This is a genomic window from Cypionkella aquatica (assembly GCF_030161095.1).
In the GTDB taxonomy this organism is placed as follows: domain Bacteria; phylum Pseudomonadota; class Alphaproteobacteria; order Rhodobacterales; family Rhodobacteraceae; genus Cypionkella; species Cypionkella aquatica.
In genome coordinates this window covers 31,349-45,782 of sequence record NZ_BSPP01000003.1, presented here as the reverse complement: position 1 = coordinate 45,782, position 14,434 = coordinate 31,349, and the positions used below count along the sequence as shown (strand labels likewise).

Annotated in this window: 15 protein-coding genes; 14 read left to right on the top strand and 1 reads right to left on the bottom strand. The window is 62.3% G+C overall.

The window, feature by feature from the left end:
* The first annotated feature begins 120 nt into the window (after positions 1 to 120).
* The 6 genes from QQJ98_RS02985 (at position 121) to QQJ98_RS02960 (ending at position 5,509) form a co-directional block, all read left to right on the top strand.
* Positions 121 to 933, top strand: a complete 813-nt coding sequence (locus tag QQJ98_RS02985) for a TIGR00282 family metallophosphoesterase (protein ID WP_284323841.1) — start codon at positions 121 to 123, stop codon at positions 931 to 933.
* Entirely contained in the window at positions 930 to 1,907 is a 978-nt protein-coding gene (locus QQJ98_RS02980) for a DMT family transporter (protein ID WP_284323840.1), read from the top strand. Before QQJ98_RS02985 ends, QQJ98_RS02980 begins: the two co-directional genes overlap by 4 nt.
* An 85-nt stretch (positions 1,908 to 1,992) precedes the next feature.
* The gene (locus QQJ98_RS02975; RefSeq protein WP_284323839.1) at positions 1,993 to 2,736 is read left to right on the top strand and encodes a YebC/PmpR family DNA-binding transcriptional regulator; all 744 of its coding nucleotides are present in this window, start codon (positions 1,993 to 1,995) and stop codon (positions 2,734 to 2,736) included.
* 191 nt (positions 2,737 to 2,927) lie between these two features.
* A complete protein-coding gene (locus QQJ98_RS02970; protein ID WP_284323838.1) occupies positions 2,928 to 4,127 on the top strand; it encodes a GTP-binding protein in 1,200 nt (399 codons plus the stop codon).
* 10 nt (positions 4,128 to 4,137) lie between these two features.
* On the top strand, positions 4,138 to 4,503 hold the full coding sequence (locus QQJ98_RS02965; protein ID WP_284323837.1) for a DUF6525 family protein: 366 nt from the start codon (positions 4,138 to 4,140) through the stop codon (positions 4,501 to 4,503).
* Positions 4,504 to 4,663: 160 nt separating this feature from the next.
* Positions 4,664 to 5,509, top strand: a complete 846-nt coding sequence (locus QQJ98_RS02960; RefSeq protein WP_284323942.1) for a hypothetical protein — start codon at positions 4,664 to 4,666, stop codon at positions 5,507 to 5,509.
* 209 nt (positions 5,510 to 5,718) lie between these two features.
* Here the strand turns inward: QQJ98_RS02960 and QQJ98_RS02955 are convergent, their stop codons facing one another.
* Positions 5,719 to 6,603 (bottom strand): LysR family transcriptional regulator ArgP, encoded by an 885-nt coding sequence (locus tag QQJ98_RS02955; protein WP_284323836.1) that lies wholly within the window; start codon positions 6,601 to 6,603, stop codon positions 5,719 to 5,721.
* Positions 6,604 to 6,687: 84 nt separating this feature from the next.
* On the opposite strand from QQJ98_RS02955, the gene QQJ98_RS02950 reads away from it, so the two are divergent.
* The 8 genes from QQJ98_RS02950 to galE all read left to right on the top strand — a co-directional run bounded on the left by QQJ98_RS02950 (position 6,688) and on the right by galE (position 14,394).
* Positions 6,688 to 7,071: an ACT domain-containing protein gene (locus QQJ98_RS02950; protein ID WP_284323835.1), complete on the top strand. Its 384-nt coding sequence runs from the start codon at positions 6,688 to 6,690 to the stop codon at positions 7,069 to 7,071.
* Positions 7,064 to 7,669 (top strand): LysE/ArgO family amino acid transporter, encoded by a 606-nt coding sequence (locus tag QQJ98_RS02945; protein WP_284323834.1) that lies wholly within the window; start codon positions 7,064 to 7,066, stop codon positions 7,667 to 7,669. The genes QQJ98_RS02950 and QQJ98_RS02945 overlap by 8 nt, the downstream gene beginning before the upstream one ends.
* 18 nt (positions 7,670 to 7,687) lie before the next feature.
* A complete protein-coding gene (locus QQJ98_RS02940; RefSeq protein ID WP_284323833.1) occupies positions 7,688 to 8,611 on the top strand; it encodes a DMT family transporter in 924 nt (307 codons plus the stop codon).
* A gap of 261 nt (positions 8,612 to 8,872) precedes the next feature.
* Entirely contained in the window at positions 8,873 to 10,489 is a 1,617-nt protein-coding gene (locus QQJ98_RS02935) for a DUF2793 domain-containing protein (protein ID WP_284323832.1), read from the top strand.
* 10 nt (positions 10,490 to 10,499) lie between these two features.
* Positions 10,500 to 10,913, top strand: a complete 414-nt coding sequence (locus QQJ98_RS02930; protein ID WP_284323831.1) for a hypothetical protein — start codon at positions 10,500 to 10,502, stop codon at positions 10,911 to 10,913.
* The gene (locus tag QQJ98_RS02925; RefSeq protein ID WP_284323830.1) at positions 10,913 to 11,779 is read left to right on the top strand and encodes a glycine-rich domain-containing protein; all 867 of its coding nucleotides are present in this window, start codon (positions 10,913 to 10,915) and stop codon (positions 11,777 to 11,779) included. Before QQJ98_RS02930 ends, QQJ98_RS02925 begins: the two co-directional genes overlap by 1 nt.
* Before the next feature lie 202 nt (positions 11,780 to 11,981).
* Positions 11,982 to 13,286, top strand: a complete 1,305-nt coding sequence (locus QQJ98_RS02920) for a UDP-glucose dehydrogenase family protein (protein WP_284323829.1) — start codon at positions 11,982 to 11,984, stop codon at positions 13,284 to 13,286.
* A gap of 121 nt (positions 13,287 to 13,407) precedes the next feature.
* Positions 13,408 to 14,394: a UDP-glucose 4-epimerase GalE gene (gene galE / locus QQJ98_RS02915; protein ID WP_284323828.1), complete on the top strand. Its 987-nt coding sequence runs from the start codon at positions 13,408 to 13,410 to the stop codon at positions 14,392 to 14,394.
* Positions 14,395 to 14,434 lie beyond the last annotated feature (40 nt).

Below are 14,434 nucleotides of genomic sequence, written 5' to 3'. Positions count from 1 at the left end.
AAAGAAAACCCCTCCGGGCTTTCATACTGGCCAAAAATATCCCCGCCGGAGGCTCCCGACGCCAATGCAATGTCGCGGATGGGCTTGCTGTGGCTGCCTGCGCAGCCTAATCCAATCCCTATGAAAATACTGTTCTTAGGCGATGTGATGGGGCGGGCAGGGCGGGCGGCGATTGTGGATCGTCTGCCGTCGTTGCGCCGTGATTGGGGCCTCGATTTTGTCGTGGTCAATGGCGAGAACGCAAGCCAGGGCGCGGGTCTGACCGCCGAGCATGCGCGGGTGCTGCTGGGCGCGGGCGCGGATTGCCTGACCTTGGGCGATCATGCCTTTGATCAGAAAGACATGCTGCAATTTATCGAACAGGAACCCCGCATCATCCGGCCGTTGAACTTCTCCAAGGTCGCCCCCGGTCGCGGTGTGAAGATCTTTGACGCCACCCAAGGCCGCAAGGTGCTGGTGACCCAAGTGCTGGGCCAAGTGTTCATGAAACGCCCGTTTGATGATCCGTTCAGCGCTGTCGAGACCATCCTGAAAACCCACCGCATGGGAGCGGCGGTGCAGGCGGCGGTGGTCGATGTGCATGCCGAGGCCACGTCGGAGAAAATGGCGATGGGGCATTGGTGCGACGGGCAGGCCAGCCTTGTGGTCGGCACACACACCCATGTGCCCACGGGCGATGCGCAAATCCTGTCCGGGGGCACCGGCTATCTGACCGATGCCGGGATGTGCGGCGACTACAACTCTGTGATCGGGATGGAGAAACTCGAACCGCTGCGCCGCTTTATCACCGGCATGTCCAGCGCGCGCTTTACCCCCGCCGAAGGGCCTGCCACGCTGTCGGGGGCTTACGTTGAAACCGATGACCGCACCGGGAAGGCATTGAAAATCAAGATGATCCGCCAAGGCGGCGTGTTGGAGCAATCTGCGCCATGATGCCAAGCCCCGAGATGCCAAGCCGCACAATGCCGTCCCCCGCGATGCCGCCCCATATCCAGAACGCCCCGAAACGCTGGATGCTGATGCTGATTTTGCTGGGGCTTGGCCTTGGTTGGGGGCTGACGCAGCCCTTGGGCAAGATTGCGGCCTCGACCGGGCACAAGCCGTTCGGGCTGATTTTTTGGCAGTTGACGGTCTGCACGGTTGTGCTGGGCGCGCTGACCCTCTCTCGCGGCAAACGTCTTCCGCTGCGTCGCGATGCGATGCAGTTTTACGTTGTGGTGGCGATTTTGGGCACTTTGGTGCCGAACGCGGCATTGTACACGTCGGTGGCACGGCTGCCGTCGGGGATCATGTCGATCCTGATTTCGATGGTGCCGCTGATCGCGTTTCCGATGGCGATGGCTCTGGGGATGGATAACTTCTCGCGCCGCCGCTTGGCCGGGCTTGGATTGGGGCTGGCCGGGGTGCTGCTGATTGCCTTGCCCAACGCCAGTCTGCCTGATCCCGCAATGGCGGCGTTTTTGCCGGTGGCGATGATCGGCCCGCTGTTTTACGCGATGGAAAGCACTTATGTCGCCAAGACCGGCACTGCGGGCATGGATGCATTGCAGGCGATGTTTGGCGCTTCTTTGGCGGGGTTGATCCTGTGCACGCCGATCATGCTGACACTTGGGCATGGCTTTGCGATGCCCTTGCCACCCGGACCCGCCGAATGGGCGCTGATCGCGTCCTCGGCGCTGCATGCGCTGCTGTATTCGGCGTTTGTGTGGTTGGCGGCCAAGGCGGGGGCGGTGTTCGCCTCGCAATCCAGCTATCTTGTGACCGCATCGGGGGTGATCTGGGCGATGGTTTTGCTGGGTGAACGGTTCAGCCCTTGGGTCTGGGCGGCGGCGGCGGTGATGCTGGCGGGCCTGAGCCTTGTGCAGCCGAAACTGCGGGTGCAAACCCTACAACCGTTGAACGAATAAGGCTTGGTTTGCAGCCGGGGTTGCAGCCACACCCTTGGCTGGTGTAAGGCAACCCATCATCTGAAGAAGCGATCGGAGACGGGTCATGGCAGGCCATTCAAAATGGGCGAACATCCAGCACCGCAAGGGCAAGCAGGATAAAGCCCGCTCGAAAGTGTTCTCGAAACTGGCGAAGGAAATCACCGTCGCGGCGAAGATGGGCATGCCCGATGTGGACATGAACCCGCGTCTGCGGCTGGCGGTGAAGGCGGCCAAGGCCGTGTCGATGCCAAAAGACGTGATCGACCGCGCCATCAAGAAATCGCAGATGGGCGACGGCAACGATTACACCGAAATCCGCTATGAAGGCTACGGCGCAGGCGGCATCGCGATCATGGTCGAAGCGATGACCGACAATTTGAACCGCACGGCATCGGCTGTGCGCAGCTATTTCAGCAAATTCGGCGGCAATATGGGGCAGACCGGCTCTGTGTCGCATGGCTTTGACCGTTTGGGCGAGATTTCCTACCCGGCCTCGGCGGGTTCGGCGGATGACATCATGATGGCGGCACTGGATGCTGGTGCGGATGATGTGGAATCGGATGAAGATGGCCATTGGATCTATTGTGCGGTCGAAAACCTGAACGAGGTTTCCGATGCATTGGAGAAAGCCTTGGGCGAGTCGCTGGAATCCAAGCTGATCTGGAAGGCGCAAGTGCTGACCGAGGTTGATCTGGAAACCGCAACCAAGCTGATGAAGCTGATCGACATGCTGGAAGAGGATGACGATGTGCAAACCGTCACCCACAACTTCGATATGAGCGACGAAGTGGCCGAGCAACTGGCATAAACCCGGAGGGGAAAAACCCCGCCCTAGGAAAATTGAGGAAAGCCGCGCAAACTCTGCGCGGCTTTTTCATATGCTCCCCCTGAAGCGCAGCGCATGCGCGCCTTGGCACATTCTGCATTATCGCAAGAGTGATGGATTGCATCCGATCGCTTGGATTGATACGTTATATTATAACATAACGGAATCAACCCATGCCCCATCTTCCCGTCACTGTCCTGTCCGGCTTTCTCGGCACGGGCAAGACCACGCTTTTGAACCACATCCTGAACAACCGTGATGGTCGCCGGGTGGCGGTGATCGTCAACGATATGTCAGAGGTGAACATCGACGCCGATCTGATCCGCGACGGTTCCACCCTGTCGCGCGCCGAGGAAAAACTGGTCGAGATGACCAACGGCTGCATCTGCTGCACCCTGCGCGATGATCTGTTGATCGAGGTGCGCAAGTTGGCCGCCGAGGGCCGCTTTGACTATCTGCTGATCGAATCCACCGGTATTGCCGAGCCGCTTCCGGTCGCCGCCACCTTTGATTTCCGGGATGAGCACGGCGATAGCCTGTCGGACGTGGCGCGTTTGGATACCATGGTGACGGTGGTGGATGCGCTGAACCTTTTGCGCGATTTCTCCAGCCATGATTTCCTGTCGGACCGGGGCGAAAGCTTGGGCGAGGGCGATCAGCGCACATTGGTCAGCCTGCTGACTGATCAGATTGAATTCGCCAATGTCATCATCCTGAACAAGATTTCAGATGCTGGCCCCGCCCGTGCCGATGCTGCCCGCAAGATTATCCGCGCGCTGAACCCCGATGCACGGTTGATTGAAACCGACCACAGCATCGTCAGCCCGGATGCGATTTTTGACACTGGGCTGTTTGATTTTGACCGCGCGCAGGAACATCCGTTGTGGGCCAAGGAGTTGTATGGCTTCGCGCATCACACGCCGGAAACCGAGGAATACGGCATCCGCTCTTTCGTCTACCGCGCCCGCGCGCCATTTGATCCCGCCCGCATCCATGGTGTGCTGAACGGCGAATTGCCCGGTGTGATCCGCGCCAAGGGGCATTTCTGGATCGCCACCCGCCCGAATATGGCGCTGGAATTCAGCCTTGCCGGGGCATTGTCCAGTGTTACGCCGTTGGGCGGTTGGTGGGCGAGCGTGCCGCGCGAACGCTGGCCCACGCATCCCGACGCCTTGGCCGAAGTAGCGGCGAAATGGGTTGAGCCTTGGGGTGACAGGCGGCAAGAGCTGGTTTTCATTGGCGCAGATATGGATCAAGCCGCGATCACCGCCGCGTTGGATGCAGCTTTGCTGCCCGCCCAAAGCCTTGCGCCAAAGCTATGGGCGAACTTGCCAGATCCGTTCCCAGCTTGGCAGCGGGTGGCGGCAGAATGAGCGCTGCCGCATGAGTGCTGGCAACCTCGCCACCTCGCTGCGCCGCAGCCCGCGCTCTGACACGATGCAAGCCTATGATGCGCTGCCCGCCGAAGCGCGGCGCTGGCTGGCCAGCGCGCATCTGCCGTGGAGCGCGCGTTCCGTCGCCCGGCTTTGGGCGCTTGCATGGCGGGATGCGGGCGGTGATCTGGCCGCCGTCTATGCGCGGATGGATGCGGCGCAAGCCCGCAAACTCGCCCGCGACGCGGCGCAGGTTTGGGGGAGGTGCTATCCGGTAGCGCCTAGTGCTGCGGCACCTGCACGGCGCAGAGTTAAGCCGCAAGTGCCGTTCTGGCAGGCGCTCAATCGTAGATCACGAACCAAGGGCAACGCCTGACCGCCGGGTGGGCGAGCATCAGATATTCTAGGCGCTTTATGCCTCAGCCAACTCCCCAGAAGTTCTAAGCGAGACAGCGCAGAAGCGCCCGCCCGAGGGGGCGGTCAGGCGCTGCCCGGCGGCGCTAAAGCGCCTTTATTCCGGGCGGGAGATTTGCTTGATGGGGGGATGGGGGTTAGCGCGGCAAATGGCAGCGATGCGGACGAAGCGGTCGTTCGCGTCTCACCTGTTCGCCGCCAAAACTCTGTGGTTAAGTCGAGTGATGATGCGAGTTCTGGCACACTTCTCCGTTTTCATTTTCCTGACTGCTATTTCGCAGCTAGGAGGGCTAGCTTGGTTGTTGGCGATTTTCTTTCGGCATCGTGCGATAGTCTTCGTGTCAACCTATATCGTCCTGTCGGCGTCTGCGCTCTGGATTGCCCCGATGTTCGGACGCGAACCACTGCCTTGTCTGTCTAATGAAACCCTTGAAATGCGATCAGTGTTCTATTGCGCGCTGAACAGGCAATACCTGGTTCCTGAGCTTAAGAGCGTCCTGAAAGACTATAGCGCCAAAATGGAAGGTGCTTTCCCCGGCACGAAGACCCTCGTCTTGGACGCAAATTTCCCATTTTTTTCAGGCTTTCCCTTGCTTCCGCATATTTCTCACGATGACGGGCGCAAAGTTGACTTGGCCTACTACTACGAAAGCGATCAAGTGTATTTGCCGGGTGTAACGCGCTCGCCTATCGGGTATTTTGCATTTGAAAATGGTCCGACTGACTGCCCTGATAATGTTTTCACGCTGAGGTGGGACTTGGCTTGGTTGCAGACCATATGGCCTGATTACCAACTGGAACGGATGCGAATGAAAGCCGCACTACAATTGCTTGCCGAAGATAACCGTGTGGGAAAGATATTTATAGAACCGCATCTGAAGCTTAGGTTTGGATTTGATAGCGACAAGATCAGGTTTCAGGGTTGTCGAGCTGCGCGCCACGATGATCACATCCACATCCAGCTCTAACATCTCACCGACAGTTTGGGATCTTTGCGACACAAAAGAAGTCTACTTCATCGGCCTTCTAAAGCAGGCGCGCGGGGTTGACCACAAAACAGAACGAGCCTGCACTACGGCGGGCTGTACTTCGACCCAAACCTAAAAAATCCCTTAAACCCACCACCCCATCTGTTTGATACAAGACACCAAAAAATGGCCCCGGGTTGGGAGTACCGCTAAACCCCCACCAAGACCCGCGCCGCCGCCGCCCGGATTTCACGGGTGAGCGGGGCCAAGGCTGGGGCGGTCAGGCGGCTGAATTGCCAGTGCAGGGCGACATCCAAGGGTGTGTCCGGCACCATTTCTATCAGCGCGCCAGTGGCCAGATGGGGCGCAACCAAAGCCTCGGGGTTCATGCCCCAGCCCAAGCCCGCAAGGCAGGCATCGACGAAGCCCTGACTGCTGGCAAGGCGGTGGCTGGGACGCGCGCGCTTGTTTTGCTTGCCCAGCAGGCGGGCCACCCAATCCTGTTGCAACCGATCCTTGTCGGAAAACGTCAGGCCGGGCGCTGCGGCAAGGCTGGCCTCTGTCACCCCCTGATCCATAAAGCGCGCGATATAGGTGGGCGAGGCCGTGGCGCGGTAGCGCAGCGCCCCCAGCGGGATGGTATCGCAGCCTTGCAACGGGCCGGGGTGGGCGGTGATGGCGGCGGCCACCTCGCCGCGTTTCAGCCAATCTTGGCTGACATCCTGATCGTCGATCACCAGATCGAACAGAAAGCCCGTCGTGGCCGCCAGCGCCGGGATCACCCAAGTCGCCAGACTGTCGGCATTGACCGCGATCCGCAACGTGGCGGGGCGGGGGGACAGCCACGGCAGATCGGTGGCCAAAGTACGCTCCAACAGCGTGACTTCATCGTGGTGCCGGATCATCCGCAGCCCTGCCGGGGTGGCGGTGCAGGGCTGGGCGCGGCGGATCAGCAGGGTGCCCGCCACCTCTTCCAAAGCTTTCAGGCGCTGCGAGATCGCCGAGGCGGTGACATGCAGCTCTGCCGCCGCAAGATCGAAGGAGCCGCGCCGATGCACGGCGGCGAGGGCTGCAAGTTGGGCGGGGTCAAACATTAGCGCGGCTTATCTGATCAGAGAAAGATTAATTTGAGTGAGGACCGCCCCGGCTGCTAGGTCAAGCCGAAACAGGAGGCTGCGATGGCGGGTGAGGCGGATCTGGCGGTTTTGTTGCGGGTGATGCGGCCCGAGTTGCACGCGCAAGCCTATGGCTATGCGGTCAGCGATCAGGCCATCGCGGGGGCGTTTGCGCAGATTTGCGAGGCAGAGGGGATGACGGTTATCGCAGAGGTTGCCGTTCTGGCGGCCGCGGGGATTGCGGTGCTGGCGCATTGGGCCCGGATCACATTGACGGTTCATTCCGACCTTGCTGCGGTGGGGCTGACGGCGGCGATTGCGCGGGCTTTGGCGGCGGAAGGCATCAGCGCCAATGTGGTGGCGGGGTTTTATCATGATCATGTGTTGGTCCCGTGGGAGCGGCGGGGCGATGCGATGGCGGCTTTGCGGGGATTGAGTGATGTTTGAGGCGGCGATTCAGGGCTATCTGGTGGCCCTTAGCCTGATCCTTGCGATCGGGGCGCAGAATGCGTTTGTGCTGCGGCAAGGGTTGCGGCGCGAGCATGTCGGCGTGGTGGTGCTGGCCTGTGCCATCTCGGATGCGGTTTTGATCGCGCTGGGGGTGTCGGGGTTTGGCGTGATCTCGGGGGCGGTGCCGTGGTTTGCCGAGGCGATGCGCTGGGGCGGCGTGGTGTTTCTGGTCGTCTATGGCGGCTTGCGGTTTCGCGCGGCGCTGGCGGGAGGGGAGGCATTGCAGCCGGGCGATGGGCCTGCGGTGTCGGTGTCAAAGGTGCTGACGACGGTGCTGGTGCTGACTTGGGCCAATCCGCATGTCTACTTGGATACCGTGGTGTTGCTGGGCTCGATCTCGGCGCAATATCCGGGGCATCGTCTGGCGTTTGGGGTGGCGGCGGCGGCGGGGAGTTTCAGCTTTTTCACCGCGCTGGGGTATGGCGCGCGGTTGCTGGCGCCGGTGTTTGCCAATCCAAAGGCTTGGGTGGTGCTAGAGGTGATCGTGGGCGTGACGATGTGGAGCATCGCGCTGGGGCTTGCCATTGGCGGCTAGGCTTGCTTGATGGCGGCCATGAATATGACCGATTTGGGACGGCCCCGCGAAGGGGTGATGTGGATGGTGCTGTCGGGACTTTCCTTTGTGGGGGTCAACGGCATTGTGCGCTATCTGGGCACCGATCTGCCTGCCGCGCAGTCGGCGTTTTTACGCTTTGCCTTTGGCGTTGTGTTTCTGGCTCCGGTGTTGCCGGGGATGCTGCGGGGGCTGAGCGGGCAGGCTTTGGCGCTGTTTGCCTGGCGTGGGGTGGCGCATACGATTGCGGTGCTGTTCTGGTTTTATGCGATGGCGCGCATCCCGGTCGCGCATGCGACGGCGATTGGCTATCTGAACCCGGTTTTGATGCTGATTGCCGGGGCGGTTATTCTGCACGAGCCGTTGTCGGTGCGGCGGATCATGGCTGTGGCGGTGGCGCTGATCGGCGCGCTGATCGTGCTGCGGCCCGGCGTGCAGGCGCTGAACATGGGGCATCTGAGCCAGATCGGGGCCTCGGTGTTTTTCTGCGGCAGCTATTTGTTTGCCAAGCGCCTGACGGGTTTGGCGAGCGCATCGGTGATCGTCGCGATGATGTCGGTGACGGTGACGATTGGGCTGGCCCCTTTGGCGTGGTGGGTCTGGGTGCCGGTGACTTGGGCGCAGCTGGGCTGGCTTGCGATTGTGGCGGGCTGTGCGACCTCGGGGCATTATTGCATGACGCGGGCGTTTCGCGCGGCTCCGCTGACCGTGACGCAGCCGGTGACGTTTTTGACGCTGATCTGGGCAACGCTGGTCGGGGCATTGCTGTTTGACGAGGCAGTGGATGTGTTCGTGCTGCTGGGCGGGGCGATGATCATTGGCGCGATCACGTTCGTTACGTGGAAGGATGAAGCTGCGCGCGGACAGGCGCGGCGGGGCGGTGTGCAGGGCGGGCTGGACGCCGAGGCTTTGCGCGGCGATTGAGCGGCGTTTGGCCTTGGGATTCTGTCCCAGCTGGGACAAATTTCTGTAGGTGGTGGATTGTGAAAATCTGACCACATCATCTGGATATTTCGTCGGGTTTTGGGCGGTGCGGGCGCTGCGCATCACAGGGTGTCGGCGCGACCAAGCCCCACCCGATTGCGGGGATTTGGCCATGGTGCTGCCAGCGCGCGCTGTGGTTTATCGGTGTTAATGGGTTTTTCATAGCTTCTGCCTCCATGAGCGTTCTCGCGGAGGTTATAGATGCCCGATACTTCAACGATCCTGTCGTTGCCCCTGATCCAACCCGCACAAGCGCAAAAGCATGTGACACATAACGAGGCGCTGCGGCTGCTCGATTTGATGGTGCAGTTGGCAGTCCAGAGCCGCGCGGTGACGGATCCGCCGGTAAGCCCAAGCTTGGGCGACCGCTATATCGTGCCGGTCGGGGCCAGTGGGGTCTGGGCAGGGCAAGCGGGCAAGATCGCGGTGTTTGAGACCGGGGTGTGGCAGTTCATCACACCGCTTGCGGGTTGGCAGGCCTATGTGCTGGCCGAGGCTGGCATGGTCAGCTTTAACGGCGCCGCTTGGGTGGGTCTGGCCGAGGGGCCGCTGGGCGTTGCGCAGTTGGGAGTTTCGGCGACGGCGGATGCAACCAACCGGCTGGTGGTGTCGTCGGCGGCCTCGCTGTTTGACCATGCCGGGGCCGGGCATCTGATGAAGCTGAACAAAGCCACGGCGGCGGACACGGCCAGTCTGGCGTTTCAGACCGGATATTCCAGCCGCGCGCTGCTGGGCACCCAAGGCTCGGATGATCTGGCGCTGAAGGTCTCGGCGGATGGCAGCGGGTTTCTGGATGCGGTGACGGTGGCGGCGGCGACGGGATATGTGGCACTGCCGCAGGGCATGTTGGCCAACGGCTTTAGCCTGCGCGACACCAGCGATCCAAGCAAGCGGGCGACATTCTCGGTGGCGTCGGTCAGCACCGGGACAACGCGCAGCTATACGTTGCCCAATGGCTCCACCGAGTTGGCGGGGCTGTCGTTGACGCAGACCTTTACGGGCAGCAAGACATTCTCGGGCAGCTTTACGATCAGCGGGGCTGTGGCTAGCCTTGGCACCTCGACCGCAAACAGCACCTACAGCGTTGGCGGCGGGGCGACCTCATCGGGGAATACTTCAACGGTCAATCTGGGCACGGGTGGGGTCAGCGGTTCGACCACGGTGGTCAATATCGGTTCGGCTGTGGCGGGGGCATTGGGGGCGGTGGTGATCAACGCGCCCACTGTCACCTTTGCCGCGAGTGTGACCGGCATTGCCGCGCCCAATGCGACGGTGACGGCGGATGCGCTGGGCCTGGGGGGCGCTACGCCGGATGCAACCAACCGCCTGTCGGTGAACGCGGCGGCGACGCTGCTGAACCATGCAGGTGCCGGGCATCAGTTGAAGCTGAACAAGGCGGCGGCGGCGCAGACCGCAAGCCTGACGTTTCAGACCGGCTTTTCGGGGCGGGCCGAGATGGGCACCACCGGATCGGATGATTTCGCCATCAAGGTCAGCCCGGACGGGTCCAGCTTTTACACAGCGCTGACGGTGGCCCGTGCGACGGGGCAGGTCAGTCTGCCGCAGGTGTTGAACCTGGGCGGGCAGGCGGCAGACCCGGTCAGCCCAGCCAATGGCATGGTTTGGCTGAACACCACCAGCGGGCAGATCAAGCTGCGCAGCGCCGGGGTCAGCCATGTCATCGGCGCGGGCGGCGGTGTCAGTGACGGCGACAAGGGCGATGTCATCGTCTCGGGCGCAGGTGCGGTCTGGGCGCTGAACCCGGCGAGTAAATACGGCGTGCAGGTCGCGTTGAACCAACAATCTTTCGTCAACTAGGAGAGCGGCAATGCCCGGCAATACTTCCCCGATTTTCTCAAAAGTCGCCCGCATCGAATGGGTGAACGCGCTGACCGCTGCCAATACCGCCAAGGATGGCACCGGCACCGTCGCCACAGTGTTCACGGCAGAGGCGAGCAATGGCTCGTATCTGCAAAAGCTGGTGGTGCGGCCGCGTGGCACCAATGTGGCAAGCGTGCTGCGGGTGTTTCTGAACAATGGCGCCAGCAATGCGACCGCCACCAACAATGTGCTGATCGCCGAGCTGTCGCTGCCCGCGACCACGCTGTCGGAAGTGGCGGCGCTGTCGGGCAACGAGTTGCCGCTGAATATCCCGGTGCCGCCGGGGTATATGGTCAATCTGACTTTGGGCACGGCGGTGGCGGGCGGCTATGCGGTGGCGGGTTTCGGGGGGGATTACTGATGAGTTTTCCGCATTTCCTGCCGCGTGAGGCGGGACAGACCCGGCGGTTTGATCCGGTGGGGGCGGCGGGGCAGTGGCAAAGCTATACGCTGCCTTTGGGGGCGGTGCTGCTGGAGATCGTGCTGGTGGGCGGCGGCGGTGGCGGCGGCGCGGGCTTTGCCGCCGCGGCGGCCTCGGCACGGGGTGGTGGTGGTGGCGGCGGTGCGGGGGCGGTGTCGCGCATCGTGGTGCCTGCAGCGCTGCTGCCCGGCACGCTATTCGTTGCGGTGGGGGCAGGCGGCGCGGCGGCGGCGGCGGGCGGGGCCTCGACCGTCAGCTTTGCCCCGGTTGCGGTTGCGGCGAGCATGCTTGCCAGCGCCAATGGCGGCGGCGCCGGTGGCACGGGGACGGCGGCGGCGGTTGGGGCTGCGGGGGCTGCTGGCAGCGTCACATCCGGCGGGGCCTATTCGGCGCTGGGCAGTTTCATCAGCATCGCGGGGCAAGCTGGTGCTGCGGGCGGGGCGGTCGCCGGGGCGGCAGGGGCTGCGGTAAGCTTTGGTGGATCGAATATCTTCACCAGTGGCGGCGCGGGCGGGGGTGGCACCACCTCGGCCGATTTCGCGGGGGGCGCGGTGACGGGCGCGGGGTTATGCCCAACCTTGGCGGGAGGTCCGGCGGGCAGCACTGCGGGCGCGGCAGGCTATGAGCTGTGGTCGCCGCCGACGTTCTGCGGCGGCTCGGGCGGGGGCGCGTCGAACGCAGGCGGAGGCGGCGCTGGCGGTGCGGGCGGTCGCGGCTCGGGCGGTGGTGGCGGTGGTGGCGGGGTCACGGCGGGGCAGGGCGGTCGTGGTGGCGACGGCTTTGTGCTGATCACCTGCCTTGCCTGACAGCGGTTTAGCCAAACAACGGTGGTTTATCGAAACAACGGGCCGCAGGGGAAACCCTGCGGCCCGTTGCCTTGCGCATCGCGGTCTTGCGGGCCGTTACCCTGCAGCTTTCCGCTTGATTTTCCACGCTTTGATTGTTCGCGGATTTGACACAACCGCGCTGGCTGCCTAAGACGGCTTAGGAACAGCCAGGAGTGTTGGCATGAAGATTGCGATGATCGGAACCGGCTATGTCGGCTTGGTTTCGGGGGTGTGTTTCTCGGATTTCGGGCATGAGGTGATCTGCGTCGATAAAGATCCGGGCAAGATTGACCGGCTGAACGCGGGCGAGGTGCCGATCTTTGAACCCGGCTTGCAAGCCTTGATGGCCAAGAACGTGGCCGCAGGCCGGTTGTCGTTCACGCTCGATCTGGCCGAAGCGGTGGCGGGTGCGGATGCGGTGTTCATCGCAGTCGGCACGCCCACCCGGCGTGGCGATGGCCATGCCGATCTGACCTATGTGATGGCGGCAGCAGCGGAAATTGGCCGGGCGCTGACGGGTTACACGGTGATCGTGACGAAATCGACGGTGCCGGTTGGCACCAATCGCAAGGTCGCCGAAGCCGCAGCGGAAGCCAACCCGGATGCAAAGTTCGATGTGGCCTCGAACCCCGAATTCCTGCGTGAGGGGGCTGCGATCGACGATTTCATGCGGCCTGACCGCGTGGTTGTGGGCGTTGAAAGCCCGCGTGCGCGCAAGGTGATGGCCGATATCTATCGCCCGCTGTTCCTGCGCGAATTCCCGGTGGTTTATACCGGGCTCGAGTCCGCCGAGATGATCAAATACGCGGCCAACGCCTTCCTTGCCGCAAAGATTACCTTCATCAATGAAATCGCGGCTTTGTGCGAGAAAGTTGGCGCTGATATCAAGGATGTGTCGAAAGGCATGGGGATGGATGGCCGCATCGGCAATAAATTCCTGCATGCAGGCCCCGGCTATGGTGGGTCGTGTTTTCCCAAAGATACCATGGCTTTGGCCCGCATGGGTCAGGATTATGCCGTGCCGATGCAGATCACTGAAACCGTGATCAAGGTGAACGATGAGATCAAGCGCCGGATGATCGACAAGATTGTCGATCTGTGTGACGGCAGCGTCAACGGCAAGATCGTCACAGTGCTGGGCGTCACCTTCAAGCCCAACACCGACGATATGCGCGACGCGCCCAGCCTGACCATCGTGCCTGCTTTGGTCGGTGCGGGGGCTAAGGTCCGCGTGGTCGATCCGCAGGGCCAACGCGAGGGTGAGGCCTTGCTGCCGGGTGTCAAATGGCTCGACAGCCCTTATCAGGCGGCCTCGGGCGCGCATCTGGTGGTGCTGTTGACCGAGTGGAACGAGTTCCGCGCGCTTGATCTTGGCAAGCTGGCGAAAAAGATGGAGACCCCGCGCATGGCCGATCTGCGCAACATCTATTCGCTTGCCGAGGCGACCGAGGCCGGGTTTGAAACCTATGCGGCGGTCGGGCGCTAAGGCGCGGCTTGCCGGAAAACGCGGCTGCAAAGGTCCGGTGCATCAGATGATTGCGCTGGACGCGGGCGGCTTAATACTTTTTTAGTCGCGGCAGTCTTGGCGGCGAAGGTCAGTGGTGCAGATGCAGAAACATGTGTTGGTGACGGGTGGAGCGGGCTATATCGGCGCGCATGCCTGCAAGGTTCTGGCCCGCGCGGGCTTTGTGCCGGTGGTGTTTGACAATCTGTCGACCGGCTGGGCAGAAGCGGTGAAATTCGGCCCGTTTGTGCAGGGCGATCTGCTGGACCGCGCCAGCATTGACGCGGCGTTCCACCAGTATCGCCCGGTGGCGGTGATGCATTTTGCCGCGCTGTCGCTGGTGGGCGAGTCGATGTCCGATCCGGGGCGGTATTGGCGCACCAATGTCAACGGCTCGCTCAATCTGATCGAGGCGGCGGTGCAGGCGGGCTGCATGAATTTCGTGTTCTCATCGACCTGTGCCACTTATGGCGACCAAGACGGCGTTGTGCTGGATGAGGACACGCCGCAGCATCCGATCAATTCTTATGGCGCGTCGAAAAAGGCCATCGAGGAGATGCTGAAGAATTTCGGGGCAGCTTATGGGCTGAACCATGTGATCTTTCGCTATTTCAACGTCGCGGGCGCTGATCCTGATGGCGAAATCGGCGAACAGCATCGCCCGGAAACCCATCTGATCCCGTTGATGCTGGATGCAATCGAGGGCCGTCGCCCGGCGCTGACGGTGTTCGGGCAGGATTATCCGACGCCGGACGGCACCTGTGTGCGCGATTATGTGCATGTGATGGATCTGGCAGATGCGCATGTCAAAGGCATGAACTGGCTGCTTGACGGGCGCGGCAACCGCGCGTTCAACCTTGGCACCGGACATGGCTTTTCGGTCCGGCAAGTGATTGACGCCAGCCGCAGCGTCACCAACCGCGATGTGCCGATCGTGCAAGGCCCGCGCCGTGCGGGGGATGCGGCGGCGCTGGTGTCGGGCTCGGACCGAGCACGCGCGGAACTGGGCTGGGAGCCGCACCGCTCGACCCTGCCCGAGATGATCCGGGATGCGTTGGGCTGGAGCCAGAAGCCGGGGTTCCTGCGTTGAGGTTTTGCGAAAGCAGATGAACGTCCCGAAGCCGCCACGG

Coding starts and splice junctions, on each gene's coding strand:
- QQJ98_RS02985 (WP_284323841.1), top strand. CDS start 121: ATGAAAATACTGTTCTTAGGCGATGTGATGGGGCGGGCAGGGCGGGCG.
- QQJ98_RS02980 (WP_284323840.1), top strand. CDS start 930: ATGATGCCAAGCCCCGAGATGCCAAGCCGCACAATGCCGTCCCCCGCG.
- QQJ98_RS02975 (WP_284323839.1), top strand. CDS start 1,993: ATGGCAGGCCATTCAAAATGGGCGAACATCCAGCACCGCAAGGGCAAG.
- QQJ98_RS02970 (WP_284323838.1), top strand. CDS start 2,928: ATGCCCCATCTTCCCGTCACTGTCCTGTCCGGCTTTCTCGGCACGGGC.
- QQJ98_RS02965 (WP_284323837.1), top strand. CDS start 4,138: ATGAGTGCTGGCAACCTCGCCACCTCGCTGCGCCGCAGCCCGCGCTCT.
- QQJ98_RS02960 (WP_284323942.1), top strand. CDS start 4,664: ATGGGGGGATGGGGGTTAGCGCGGCAAATGGCAGCGATGCGGACGAAG.
- QQJ98_RS02955 (WP_284323836.1), bottom strand. CDS start 6,603: ATGTTTGACCCCGCCCAACTTGCAGCCCTCGCCGCCGTGCATCGGCGC.
- QQJ98_RS02950 (WP_284323835.1), top strand. CDS start 6,688: ATGGCGGGTGAGGCGGATCTGGCGGTTTTGTTGCGGGTGATGCGGCCC.
- QQJ98_RS02945 (WP_284323834.1), top strand. CDS start 7,064: ATGTTTGAGGCGGCGATTCAGGGCTATCTGGTGGCCCTTAGCCTGATC.
- QQJ98_RS02940 (WP_284323833.1), top strand. CDS start 7,688: ATGAATATGACCGATTTGGGACGGCCCCGCGAAGGGGTGATGTGGATG.
- QQJ98_RS02935 (WP_284323832.1), top strand. CDS start 8,873: ATGCCCGATACTTCAACGATCCTGTCGTTGCCCCTGATCCAACCCGCA.
- QQJ98_RS02930 (WP_284323831.1), top strand. CDS start 10,500: ATGCCCGGCAATACTTCCCCGATTTTCTCAAAAGTCGCCCGCATCGAA.
- QQJ98_RS02925 (WP_284323830.1), top strand. CDS start 10,913: ATGAGTTTTCCGCATTTCCTGCCGCGTGAGGCGGGACAGACCCGGCGG.
- QQJ98_RS02920 (WP_284323829.1), top strand. CDS start 11,982: ATGAAGATTGCGATGATCGGAACCGGCTATGTCGGCTTGGTTTCGGGG.
- galE (WP_284323828.1), top strand. CDS start 13,408: ATGCAGAAACATGTGTTGGTGACGGGTGGAGCGGGCTATATCGGCGCG.